Below are 12,276 nucleotides of genomic sequence, written 5' to 3'. Positions count from 1 at the left end.
ATTTCGTCGACTTTGCCATGAATAGAACTGTTTCCCGAGTTAATCGTACGAAAAGCGTGTGGATGTGAAGCAATCGTGCGTCGAGTGCGTGTTACTCGTTTCTGAGTGATTCAACCGCCCACGAGACGAAGAGAAACCCGACGACAGCGATGACGGCGATCGAGAGCGTTAGCTCGCCGCGAACGACGATCTGGAAGACGAGAATCGCGAGCAACAAGATGGCCGCCTGCCAGAGATAGTCGGGGACAGAATCGGTCAGCGTCATGATTCTCGCTCGTTCGACAGCACGCAAATACGTGTCGAAAGAGACGAAAACCGAGGGTTACTGAACGCACAGACCGATTCCGATCGTTCGAGACAGCCACCGAACGAAGCGATGGCGCAAGCACCAGACCGAATCCTACAGAACCGATACAAGGTCCAACCGATACTAGTGTCCGAGCTTCTCGCGTCCGATCTTCACGCCGGTCGGGGTGATGATAATCTGGTCGTCACCTTTCCGGACGATGTCGCCGTCGACTTCGTTCGCGACCTGTCGAAGTTCGTCAACGATGTGTTCGACCGTCTTATCGTTGGTTCGCAATCGCGTGATATCGGCGATAACGATGTCGCCGTCGTAGACGGTATCTTTGATATCGATGGCAGCCTCTTGTCCATCGACCTCTGCCACGTGTACCTGCATCGCCGCTTCGGTCGTGTTATCGGTAACGTCGTCGAGGTTCAATTCGACGTAATCCCCAGCGGATCGGGACTGGTCCCCGCCGAGAATTTTGGTCATAAGTCCCATTGACAAAATCCAGCCTCGCCGTGAGTATAGTTCTTACGTCAGACACCGTCTGGATTGAACGAATTACTGCAGCGCGAACAATTCTTCGAGGCCGGTGCTATTACGAGCCGAACGCAGAGCCCCCTGTCAATATATCGCGGTACCGATGTCGTTCAACATCGCTACAGACTGGCGATGGCCGGTTCTTTTCGCTCTCGAGCATGCGTCGATTCGGGTGTCTTTCGGTGGCGAGGTGTTAAGGTACCAGAAGGCGAGTACCAATACGAAATGGAAAGTCCCACCCGTCAGCGCGAGCGTGAAACCGAAACGGAGCAGGAAGCGCACGAGTCGGATGGAGAACGGGTGTGTTCCGAATGTGAATCCGGGACACTCGTCAACAGCGACGATCAGGGCGAACTCGTCTGCGATCACTGTGGGTTGATCGCCGAAGAGACGAACATCGATCGCGGTCCGGAGTGGCGCGCGTTCAATCATTCCGAACGCCAGAACAAGTCCCGCGTCGGCGCGCCGACGACGAAGACGATGCACGATAAGGGACTGACGACGTCGATCGACTGGAAAAATCAGGACGCCTACGGCCGCTCGCTTTCCGCTGACAAGCGCAGTCAGATGCGCCGTCTTCGCAAGTGGCAAGAACGGATCCGGACCAAGGACGCCGGCGAACGCAACCTGCAGTTCGCGCTGTCGGAAACCGACCGGATGGCCTCTGCGCTCGCGATTCCCCGTTCCGTTCGGGAAGTCGCCTGCGTGATGTACCGTCGCGCGCTCGACGAAAACCTCATCCGCGGTCGATCGATCGAGGGCGTGGCGACGAGCACGCTGTACGCCGCCTGTCGTATGGAGGGGATCCCACGCAGTCTCGAGGAGGTCGCCGCCGTCTCCCGAGTCGATCGCAAGGAGATCGGCCGGACCTACCGGTACATCGCACAGGAGCTGTCGCTGAAAATGGAGCCGGTCAATCCGAAGAAGTACGTCCCGCGCTTTTGCTCGGAGCTCGAGCTTTCAGAAGAGGTACAGGGGAAAGCGAACGAGATCATCGACACGACGACCGAGAAGGGACTGCTCTCGGGCAAGTCGCCGACGGGCTACGCCGCTGCGGCTATCTACGCCAGCTCACTGCTCTGTAACCAGAAGAAGACCCAACGCGAGGTCGCAGAGGTCGCACAGGTTACCGAGGTCACGATCCGAAATCGCTATCAGGAACAGATCGAAGCGATGGGCATTCACGAGTAAGCGAAACCGGCCTCGAGAGTCGCGATTGTCGGCGGTTATTTTTTAGGTTATCCCGAAAACTCGTAGAGATCGTCGCCGACGTGGTGGAGCGAGTCGACGACCTTTCCTTCGTCTCCGACCATCTGCGTGCCGTCGACGCGGGCGCGACCGACCGCGAGTATTTTCCCGTGTGATTCCTCGGCGATGACGACCAGGTCGCCGTCGTCGATATCGCCGCTTGCCTCCGTAATCCCGGGTCGCATGACGTCCGCCCCGTCGCTGACGAACGAGATCGCACCGGAGTCGACGGTGACGAGTCGTTTCTCGGGTTCGTAGACGTTGGCCCCTCGAACCGTCAGGAACGGCTCTTCGTCGAAGTACGCGATTCGCGGCTCGCCGTCGACGAGGATGACCTCCCAGTCGACCGTTTCGAACTCGACGCGCTCGTAGGTGTCACCGTCGAGTTCGATGCCGAGCTGGTTGGCAAGCGTCGTCTCGAGATCGGAGACGGCATCGCTGCGGAGATGGTGTCGAGATTTGACCTCCATGCTCGTGTGGACGGGCGGTTCGTGTATAAAACGACCGTTCTCGGGCCCTGGATTCTCCGGCGCTATAGACCGCCCGAATGCTCGCTCCGGCGGACAATCGCCACCACCAACGGGTGTGGTAATCGCTAAGTGGACTCGTACCCACCCGATTCGTATGTGGTCCGTCAGCACCGATACCGAGACGGTCACCTGCATCGCCTGCGGCGAGACCGTCGATCGTGAGATGGCTCGAGAGTACGACAAGTACGGCAATCGCTGGGAGCGCGACGGAAAGGAGTTCGAGCACTTCTGTTCGCCCTGCCACGACGATCTCTGCCACCACGCCCGCACGGAGCTCGAGGACCTGCTCGTCGAAATCGACGCGGGAGAGTGCTCCCAACTCGAGTTTCTGACTCGCTACGTCGCGACCGTCGAGGATCGGTACGGGCCGCTCGAGGAGCGGTGAGCGGCTCAGTTCGTGCGGTTTTGGTTTTCAGCGCGCAGGGAAGTCGTTTTTCGGCATGCGGGGAAGTCGTCCCGACACGGCTTTCAGGGACACGTCCGTACGAACCGGTATGAGCGACGAGACACAGGCCGACGCAGGGACGGCCGAAGGGCAGGGCCCGGTCGAGATCTCTGAGGATCTCGCCCGTCACCTCGAGAACAAGCGCGAGGAGTTATTCGAGAAGTTCGAGATCCGCGACGAGTTCCCACAGAACGTCCTCGACGAAGCCGAAGAACGCACGCAGAACGTTCAAGCCGAAATTAGCGACGAGATCGACGACCGCGAGGATCTTCGGGACCTGACGACCTGGACGACCGATCCGATCGACGCACAGGACTTCGACGACGCAATTTCGGTCGAAGAGCGCGAGGACGAGTACGTCCTCTGGGTCCACATCGCCGACGTGACCCACTACGTCAACCCGGAAACGGCGATGTGGGACGAGGCGGTTGAGCGCGGAAACACGGTATATCTCCCGGCATACACCATCCACATGCTGCCGCCGGTTCTGGCCGAATCGGTTTGCTCGCTCGTTCCCAACGAGGAGCGGTTCGCCCACACCGTCGAGATGCACCTCGACAAGGAGAACCTCTCCTACGAAACGATCGACATCTACAAATCCGTCATCGAATCGGACGAGCGACTCACCTACTCGCAGGCCGAAAACCGGCTCGAGGACCCCGATGCGCCGTTACACGAAGTGAACAAACTCGTTCACAAGCTCGCCGACCGGATGCACGAGATCCGCAAGGAAGACGGTTCCCTCGTGTTAAATCCGAGCCGGGATCGCGCCCACACCATCATCGAGGAGTGCATGCTGAAAGCGAACAAGGCCGTCACGCACGAACTCATGTGGTCTCGCGGCGTCGAGGCGATGTACCGCGTTCATCCCCAGCCCAGCCCCGACGAGTGGTCGAAGGCGCTTCAGGAGATTCAGGATCTCGACGGCGTCTCGATCCCCGGCGACAAGTGGGAGGATCCGCGGATGGCGGTCAACGCGACGCTCGAGGACGCCCCGGCCCGACAGCTCGATAAGATTCAGTGGGCGGTGATGAAGGTCATGCCACGCGCTCGATACATGAACGACCCCTTCGGCGGTCACCACGCGCTGAACTTCGAGATTTACGGCCACTTCACGAGCCCGATCCGGCGGCTATCGGATCTGATCAACCACTGGATCGTCTACCAGAACGACGTGCCGGAGAACCTCATCGAACTCTGCGATCGAGCCAGCGACAGGCAGAAGGACGCCGAACAGTGCGAACGCGAGTACAAGACGTTCCTGCAAGAGGTCGGCCTCGATCCGACGGCGGTCAACAACCGCGGCATCGAAATCGTCGAGGGGAGTGACGCCGAAAACACGCTCTGAGAGGACTTTGCTCTCGAGGTAGCCTCTTCCGAGTTTGTCTATCCCGAGATGGTTTTTCCAAACGCTCTCTGATAGCGGTTTTCGTAGACATGCACCTACAGCGACTTTTCGTACACGTGCTCCTCGATCGGGTCGTCGATCGAGTCTCCGTCATCGATGATATCGTTAAGATCACTCGTCTGAGTCTCGAGACGTTCGAATCCGGTCGATTCGTAGAACGAGATTCCGACCGTATTGCCCGCGAGCACCTTCAATTGGAGCCGTTCAAACGACTCCGCGAGCGCTTGCTCGACGCCCTCGAGTAACGTCGAACCGACGCTGTTGCCCCACGCGTCCGGGTCGACGTAGATTCGATTGAGTTCGGCGGTCGTCTCCGCGCGCTGATCTGTGCCGTCTCCGCAGCGTGCAGGAGTTGCCTGTGCGAAGCCGACTGGCGGCATCAATCGGTCGTCTTCATCGGGTTCGACTGCCGTCCCGACCCCACCCGTAGCGGTATTTTCGAGGAACCCGGTCAGGAAGACGTCCGTTTCACGACGAGCCGTTCGCTGGATGCTTTCTTCGAGGGTGCTCTCGGTGTACCATTTGTCGATCAGCGCTTCGACTCCCTCGGGACCGAGTATCTCGTCGTAGGCCGCGTGCCAGCTCTCGCGAGCGATCCGACGAACAGCCGAAACGTCCTCGAGTGTCACCGGTCTAACCTGTGGCATTCGGTTCGAATATCGCTGGGAACTGATAAACAAGTTCTGGTGGTGTGGAAAGCGCTACCGACGACGAACCGTCGTCTGCGGACTCGATCGATGGGCTCGAACCTCGAGTCAGAACGTCGTACGAGCTACGTAGAACTAACCGATGATTCGGAACGGTCGGGGGCTCAGCTTCGACCGACGATCAGAAGAGACCGAGATTGACCGCGTACGGCCACGAAGCGGCACCGAGTGCGAGGAACACGAGCGACGCACCGAGCAGGCCGACGTTCTTCAGAAAACTGTTCACTTCGCCTTGTTTTTGCTCCTCAGGGGCGTTCCAGAAGTCGTGCATCTTCGGCGTGACGACGACGAAGAAGACGACGAGGGCTGCTGCGGCTAGAACCGGGAAGACGCCGAGGGCGATCCCCAATCCGCTAAAGAGCAACATCGCACCCGATACCGGAATCGCGATCGACGGTGCCGGCACTCCTTTCGCTTCGGCGTACCCGATCATCCCCTCCATGTCGAGGAAGTGATTGAGTCCGGTAAACGCGATCACGAGACCGAACAAGATTCGCCCGACCAACAGCAGTTCCCCGCTCATGGAATTCTCGAGCACCATCAGTTGCTCACCCGCGATTGGGCGACGGCACTGTTCGACTTCATCCAACTCTCCATTGTCTCGTATAACAGTTGCATTACGGTACCAACGTCAGTGCCCGATGAACATATACTCTTCCTGATGTTATGGTTATCAGGTATCCCCTGTGTTACCAACTCATCCGACGACGTAGGTGACTACTGAAATCAGCCTTATAACTAATTAGAGCTAACAGATATTGAATATGATTGTGCGTATTGCCGGCTGATTCCCCGTCTCACGACCGAACCCAGCATCGGCCGGATAAATCGTGTGGCATATGCCCATATGTTCACCCATTGACGAAATCTGCCATCCGATTTAAATAATGGCCCTACATAACGCCTGTCATGCGAAACTCGTTACTGGGTTTGGTCGGGATCACCAACTCAGCAGAATCGAAGGGTGCTTCTGCGGACGCCGCGCAACCGACCGGGAATACCGCTTCCTCCGAGCAACTCGGCCACACCGCCAACTGGGAGGCCACCGACGGAGCGTTGGTAGACCCCGCTGGCGACGTCGAGCGCGTTTCGAGGGAAACACCGTTCGGGGAGGCCACCGCCGAGTCGATCATCGTCAGTTATCTGCAAGGGTCGACTGACCCCATCTTCGTCATCGACTCGGACGGAAACTTCACCCATTCGAACCAGGAATGTCGCGACCTCTTCGGGCGCGTTCCCGGCGAACTGCTCGAGAAGAACCTGTTCGACCTCGACGAGGCCGACAACTCCGTGATGAAAGAAGTCCTCGAGACGGAGGAATCGATCCAGAACCTCGAGGGGGTCGTCGAAGTCGACGACGAGACGATCCACGTCAGCCGAACGTTTTTCCCGTTGTTCGATGCCTCCGGCGACCTCACGGGCGCGATCGAAATCAACCGCAATGTTTCCGAACGGGTCGAGGCGGTCAACCGACAGGAGACCTTAGAGCAGTACCAGGCCTACCAGCAGGACGTCGTCGAATCCTTCCAGGGGTGGATGGACGGACTCAGTGACGGCGATTTCACCATCGATCCGGAGGTTCCGGAGCCCGAAGGCGATTCCGAGGAGATTCGAGATGCCTACGACCGCTTCTCGACGATGGCCGAGGATCTCTCGAGCGCGATCGACACCATTCACGACGCGCTGGCGGAAGTGCGACACAATTCCGGACAGTTGGCGCAGATCAGCGACGATCTCGTCGAGGCGGCCGAGGAGACCTCGAGTGCGACCGAACAGATAGAGCGGGCGAGCGAAGCCGTCGATTCCAAAACGAGCGAACAGGCCGAACGGGCGGCCGTCGCCGAGGAAAACGTCTCGAACCTTTCGGCGGCGATCGAGGAGATCACGGCGAACGCGGGCACGATCGAGCAACGTGCCGCCGAGGCGAGCGACCGAACCGACCAGGGTGCGACCGAGGCCGAAACCGCACTCGAGCGAATGGACGAGTCGATGGACGCGTCCGGGAAAACGGTGACGCAGGTCCAGACGCTTCGAGACCAGATGAGCACGATCGGAGAGATGGCGGAACTCGTCGGCGAGATCGCCGACCAGACGAACCTGCTGGCGGTCAACGCCAATATCGAAGCGGCTCGCGCCGACGGCTCCGGCGATCGGTTCGCGGTCGTCGCACAGGAGATCAAGCGCCTCGCCGACGAGTCCAAAGACACCGCCGAGACGATCTCGAAAGACCTCGAGGGAATCCAGTCGGACGTCGAAGAGACCGTCGAGACGATCGAGCGGAGTAATCACACGGTCGAAACGAGCGCCGAGGCCGTCGACGGCGTCGTCGATCACATCGACGAAATCGACGACGCGGTCCAGGAGACCGATCGGGGAATCCAGAACATCGCTCGAGCGGCGGAAGATCAGGCATCCGACGCTCAGGCCGTCCAAGACGTCGTGAGCGACCTCTCCGAGCGGAGCGCCGAGATCGACGATCGGATGGCGGCCGTCTCCACGAACATCGACCAGCAGACGGAGACGATCGACCGGATGGCCGACATCTCGGAAACCATCGACGAGATGGCCGCCGAGATGGAAACCCGCCTCGCCCGTTTCGACCTCGAGACGGCTGGGGCAGGTAGCGGCGCGACGCAGGCATCGTAAGTGGCTCCTCGAGCGTATAGCTACTCGGGAGAAATACCACGCAATGCGCGTTCGCTCGCGTGAGGGTTGGATTTTCGCAACTACGTCGCTCGCCGATGGCGGACAATCGTCGTCATAACCACCGCAACTGCCGCAGTCACCGCAATTACCGACGTCGCAACCCCAAACCCTGGCGTCGGGAGGACACCGTCCGAGAGCACCACTGTCACCGTCTCGGTTTCTTGGCTCTCGACCGGGTTGCTCTCGGCCGTTCCCGATCCCGCGTCCGGCTCTGACGCGTTAATCGAGTACCGTTCACCCGTTCCGGGGACCGTAATCTCGATCATCCCGTCCTCGTCGCTCTGAGTTTCGGGCTCGAAGGCGTCTCCCGACTCGCGTGAAACAGTGACTTCTGCGCCGTCGACCGGATCGCCGCCATCGGTTTCTGCGGTGATTTCGAGGGTTGCATCTCCCTCGAGCGAAACGGATTCGTCGACTCGGTCGTCCGCCGTCTCGAGCGAGACGCTTCGTTCCTCATTTACGTACCCCTCGGCGATCGCGCGCAACTCGTATTCGCCCAAACTCGGGACGCTCGCGGCGGTGTACGTTCCGTTCCCGTCGTGACTCGCGGTGTAGGTTCCGTGATCGCCGACGAGTTCGACGGTCGCGGCGTCGATTCCGGCCCCGAAGTGGTCGTCCGTGAGCGCGAGTTCGGCTTCGCCGTCCCCGCGCAGCGAGGAATCGATCGTCGTCGTCTCGTCGGCGGGAACGTCGTTCGTCTCGGTGACGTCCTCGTACCCCTCCGCCTCGATCGCGGTCGTGTACTTCCGATCGCCGACGAGGCCGGTGAACTCGAAGGTTCCGTCCGATTCCGTCGCCGTCTCGAACTCGGTCCCGTCGTCGGCGGTGAGCGCAACCGTGGCGTTCGAAACCGGATGGCCGGTTTCCTGATCGGTTATGGTACCGTTAAGGGTCGCGTGAGTTCCGACCGCGTCGATTGCGGCGTACACGTCGATAATGCCGTTTCCGTACCGGGTGTCGGTCTCCGCGTCGCACTCGTCCGGTTTTTCGTCTCGATCGCTCGGCGATTCGTTCTGACTGCTCGCGGGTTCGTCCTCGAGCGAGCACGCGTCCTCGGGCTTCCAGGCAGTCTCTCGAAGCGCATCCGTGATTTCAGTCGCCTCGAGATCCGCCGTCGTCGCCGATTGGACGAGTGCGACCGCGCCGGCAACGTGGGGCGTCGCGATGCTGGTTCCGCTTGCCGTTCGGTACTCGCCGTCGGGAATCGTACTCTCGATGCCGACGCCCGGCGCGACGACGTCCGGCGTGGTGTATGTTTCGGGCCAGTTATCGGGCGCGTCGGATCCCCACGCCTCGGCGGTATCGATCTCCTCACCGCTCGAGAACGAGGCGACTCCCGCCGACTCGTTCGCGGCACCGACGCTCAGCGTATCGTAGACGTTCCCCGGCGTGAGCGAGGACCCTTCTCCCTCGTTACCGATCGCGCCGACGACGACCGTTCCGGCGTCGTTCGCGGTTTCGACCGCGTCGACGAACGACCCGCTGTAGCGATACCAGCCGAGACTGATGCTGACGGCGTCCGCGTCCTCCTCGACGGCCCACTCGATTCCCGAAAGGACGGCCGATTCGGACGTTGCACACGTTCCGCTATCGCAATCCGAGACGACGGCGCCGTGCATGAGATCCGCATCCGGCGCGACGCCGATCGGCGTCCCGCTCTCGTCGCCGCCCGTCGCGACGCCCGAGACGAGGGTTCCGTGCTCGTCGTGGACGGTCGGTTCGTCCGACGGATCGGTCGTGAAGTCCTTCCACGCCTCGAGGTCGATATCCGGATGGCTCTCGTCGACGCCCGCATCGAGGACGGCGACCGTGGTCCCCTCGCCTTTCGTGTGGAACCCGTCCCAGACGTCCGTCACGTTGGTTTGCTCGAGGTTGTACGGGACCGAGTTGCCGCCCGTCGAGACGAGGTCGGCTTCGTCGGTTTCAGTCTGTGACTGCTCGTCCGTCGCCGCCTGAATAACAACCTCGTCCTCGAGTCCTATCTCCGTCACGCCGTCGAGTTCGGCGAGTTCTTTCGCGACGGTCGACGAATCCGCGCGGTCGGCGTCGATCGTCACCGTCGCCGCGTTGGCGATCCAGAACCCGTCTTCGAAATCGACGCCGCCGGTCGCGTTCGCGTACGTCTCGAGCGGGGCCTGCGTCTCCTCGGCGGTCGCTTGCCGCGTCGAGATCGAGGCGTCGTCCGTCCGGTCCGATTCTCCGGCGTCGTCGGCGAACCCGACGAGGACGGATTGGTTCCCGGAGGCGTTCTCGAGCGCCGGGTCGATCGCCGTCTCGAGGTGGCTCGACTCGAATTGGCCTGTTTCGAGTTGGCTCGTCTCGAGTGCTCCCGCTTCCGTCCCTGTTGCAGTACCAGCGCCCGCCGTCGAGACGCTCCCGGCGACGGCGGCCGGGCCGGTCGCGAGTGCAAGCGAAACCGCGAGTACTACCACCACAGCGGCCGGGAGGATCCCACGCTCCCCGCCCCAATCAGTCGAAAAACCCGACATTATCCACACGAAGAAAGTCCGGTCGCTTAAGACGTACGGCTACGTTCCATCGTTCCGACAGAACGGCGATCGACCGTCACTCGGTCCGCTCGAAACCCGACGGCGGATCGGTCGCGACGCAGTCGGGACGCGTCGCGAGTTCGGAACAGGCATCCCGCAGCAGACTATCGAGGATTTCGGGCGTCGTGGGATGATAGGCGCGGCTCGGAATCTCGCGAACGTCGAGTGCCATCTCCACGGCCAGTTGCATCGTCTTGGCCATCACGTCCGCGTGGAGGTGCAACCCTTGGTACCCCAGCACCGAGCCGTCTTCGGCGTTGACCACGAGCGTCGCCCGCCCCTCCGGGTGGTTCTTCGATTTGAACACGCCCTCGGATGAGGCCTCGCTCGAGACGACGACCGTCTTCATCTCGCTCTCACTCGCCGTCGCCGGCGTGTGGCCGATCCGGGCGAACGGATAGACGCCGAGTCCCGAGAAAATGACGTGGTGGGGGACGTTCGCGTAGGGCTCGAGTTCCTCCCCTCGAGCGTGCCGGAGGACGTTCTCGGCGGCGGCGAAGCCCTGCTCTTTCGCGACGTGGAGAATCGGCTCCCGGCCGTTGACGTCGCCGACCACGAAGACGCGGTCGTCGTCGCGGGCCTGCATGGTCGAGTCGACCCACCCCTCGTCGATCTCGAGTCGCGTCTTCTCGAGGCCCAGGCCGTCCACGTTTGGTCGACGACCCGTAAAGAGGTACAGCTCCTCCGCCTCGAGCGTTTCTTCGATACCGTCCCTGTCGACGTGCAGGCGGACGCCGTCATTTTCCTCCACCGACTCGAGTCGCCGCTCGTCGGTCTTCGTCAAAATCTCCACGCCGAAGTGCTCTTGATAGAGTTCTAGAATCGTCTCGCCGTACTCGGGCTCCATCTCGTCCAGCGGCCGCTCGTCGTGTTCGATGACCGTGAGGTCGACGCCGCCGACCTCCGAGAGGTAGGGGACGAGCTCGAGGCCGATGTAGCCAAAGCCCATCACGATCGCGCTGTCGGGGAACTCGGTCGCGTCGAGTACGTCCGCGCTGGTCGAAAACGAAACGTCGTCGATGCCGGGCAGATCGGGCACGTCGACGACCGACCCCGTCGCGATCACCGCGTAGTCGGGCTCGAGCGTTCGCCCGTCCACCTCGAGTACGCGGTCGTCGACGAACCGAGCGGTGTCGTGGATGAACTCGACATCGTCCCGCTCGGCCAGGTCGTGGACGTGATCCCGACGGTGCCGTGCGAATCCGTGGATGTGCTCGTCTTTCTGTGCGATCACGCGCTCGGGGACGACCTCGGGGGTTCCCTCGAGTCGGTCGTCGTGTCTGACCTGATACCGGTGCTGTCCGGCCGAGAGGACGTCTTTCGAGGGCATGCAGCCCTTCAGAATACAGAGCCCGCCGCCCGGATCGCCGTCGTCGATCAGGGTCAACTCGAGGTCCCGCTCCGGGTCGTCGCCGACGCGTTCGACCAGTTCGTCGGCGACGGCGACGCCCGCGCTCCCGTACCCACCGACGATCGCGACGTGTACCATACCATCTCTTTCGGGGCGATACAAAAAGTCGTTCCGCGCCTAGAACGTGCTCCGAACAGCCAGAGTATAAATCGAGTAGTTTGGTTGTTAGTAGTTTGTTTGCTAGTGGTTTGTTTGTTCGTCGAGATTGGGATCGTGTTCTTCCGATATGCTGTCTTCACATCCACGAACCAGAAAGCCCCCGACGGGCTCGAGTCGTCTGACGACGTGCGCTCCCCAACTCGCTCCCGATAGTCGCTCGTTTGCAGTGCTAACGGCCGTCGGACTCCTCGAGCCCGTTGGCCCCTTTCAATCCCACCCACCAGCACCTCGCCCTCCCCAGCCGACTCATTCGCTCACGTTGTTCGCTCATTCGCCCCTCGCAC

General features: G+C 61.2%; 11 protein-coding genes. 4 read left to right on the top strand and 7 right to left on the bottom strand.

Annotated features, from left to right (window positions below; translation table 11 throughout):
* Positions 1-91 precede the first annotated feature (91 nt).
* Together ACZ5C7_RS05165 and ACZ5C7_RS05160 are read right to left on the bottom strand one after the other, a co-directional pair.
* The gene (locus ACZ5C7_RS05165; protein WP_464375286.1) at positions 92-265 is read right to left on the bottom strand and encodes a hypothetical protein; all 174 of its coding nucleotides are present in this window, start codon (positions 263-265) and stop codon (positions 92-94) included.
* Between the two features lie 165 nt (positions 266-430).
* Positions 431-787, bottom strand: coding sequence for a cell division protein SepF (locus ACZ5C7_RS05160; RefSeq protein ID WP_464375285.1), 357 nt, complete (start codon positions 785-787; stop codon positions 431-433).
* 267 nt (positions 788-1,054) lie between these two features.
* Between ACZ5C7_RS05160 and ACZ5C7_RS05155 the strand changes: the two genes are divergently transcribed.
* Positions 1,055-2,020: a transcription initiation factor IIB gene (locus tag ACZ5C7_RS05155; RefSeq protein WP_464375284.1), complete on the top strand. Its 966-nt coding sequence runs from the start codon at positions 1,055-1,057 to the stop codon at positions 2,018-2,020.
* 47 nt (positions 2,021-2,067) lie between these two features.
* On the opposite strand, the gene ACZ5C7_RS05150 is transcribed toward ACZ5C7_RS05155, so the two are convergent.
* Complete coding sequence (locus ACZ5C7_RS05150) at positions 2,068-2,547, bottom strand: RNA-binding protein (protein WP_464375283.1); 480 nt, start codon at positions 2,545-2,547, stop codon at positions 2,068-2,070.
* A 154-nt stretch (positions 2,548-2,701) separates the two neighbouring features.
* Here ACZ5C7_RS05150 and ACZ5C7_RS05145 point away from each other — a divergent pair, with 154 nt between their 5' ends.
* Positions 2,702-2,992 (top strand): DUF7562 family protein, encoded by a 291-nt coding sequence (locus tag ACZ5C7_RS05145; protein ID WP_464375282.1) that lies wholly within the window; start codon positions 2,702-2,704, stop codon positions 2,990-2,992.
* Between the two features lie 109 nt (positions 2,993-3,101).
* The gene (locus tag ACZ5C7_RS05140; RefSeq protein ID WP_464375281.1) at positions 3,102-4,400 is read left to right on the top strand and encodes an RNB domain-containing ribonuclease; all 1,299 of its coding nucleotides are present in this window, start codon (positions 3,102-3,104) and stop codon (positions 4,398-4,400) included.
* Positions 4,401-4,495: 95 nt separating this feature from the next.
* On the opposite strand, the gene ACZ5C7_RS05135 is transcribed toward ACZ5C7_RS05140, so the two are convergent.
* Positions 4,496-5,107 (bottom strand): N-acetyltransferase family protein, encoded by a 612-nt coding sequence (locus ACZ5C7_RS05135; protein ID WP_464375280.1) that lies wholly within the window; start codon positions 5,105-5,107, stop codon positions 4,496-4,498.
* Between the two features lie 181 nt (positions 5,108-5,288).
* Positions 5,289-5,708 carry a DoxX family protein gene (locus ACZ5C7_RS05130; protein WP_464375279.1) on the bottom strand — a complete coding sequence of 140 codons (420 nt, stop codon included), beginning with the start codon at positions 5,706-5,708 and terminating at the stop codon, positions 5,289-5,291.
* A 368-nt stretch (positions 5,709-6,076) separates the two neighbouring features.
* On the opposite strand from ACZ5C7_RS05130, the gene ACZ5C7_RS05125 reads away from it, so the two are divergent.
* The gene (locus ACZ5C7_RS05125) at positions 6,077-7,813 is read left to right on the top strand and encodes a methyl-accepting chemotaxis protein (protein WP_464375278.1); all 1,737 of its coding nucleotides are present in this window, start codon (positions 6,077-6,079) and stop codon (positions 7,811-7,813) included.
* 80 nt (positions 7,814-7,893) lie between these two features.
* Here the strand turns inward: ACZ5C7_RS05125 and ACZ5C7_RS05120 are convergent, their stop codons facing one another.
* Complete coding sequence (locus ACZ5C7_RS05120) at positions 7,894-10,362, bottom strand: S8 family serine peptidase (protein ID WP_464375277.1); 2,469 nt, start codon at positions 10,360-10,362, stop codon at positions 7,894-7,896.
* A 76-nt stretch (positions 10,363-10,438) separates the two neighbouring features.
* Positions 10,439-11,911 (bottom strand): dihydrolipoyl dehydrogenase family protein, encoded by a 1,473-nt coding sequence (locus tag ACZ5C7_RS05115; protein WP_464375276.1) that lies wholly within the window; start codon positions 11,909-11,911, stop codon positions 10,439-10,441.
* Positions 11,912-12,276 lie beyond the last annotated feature (365 nt).

This window comes from Halostagnicola alkaliphila, assembly GCF_055379965.1.
The sequence above is the reverse complement of the archived record's forward strand: the minus strand, read 5'-3'. Positions and strand labels throughout refer to the sequence as shown.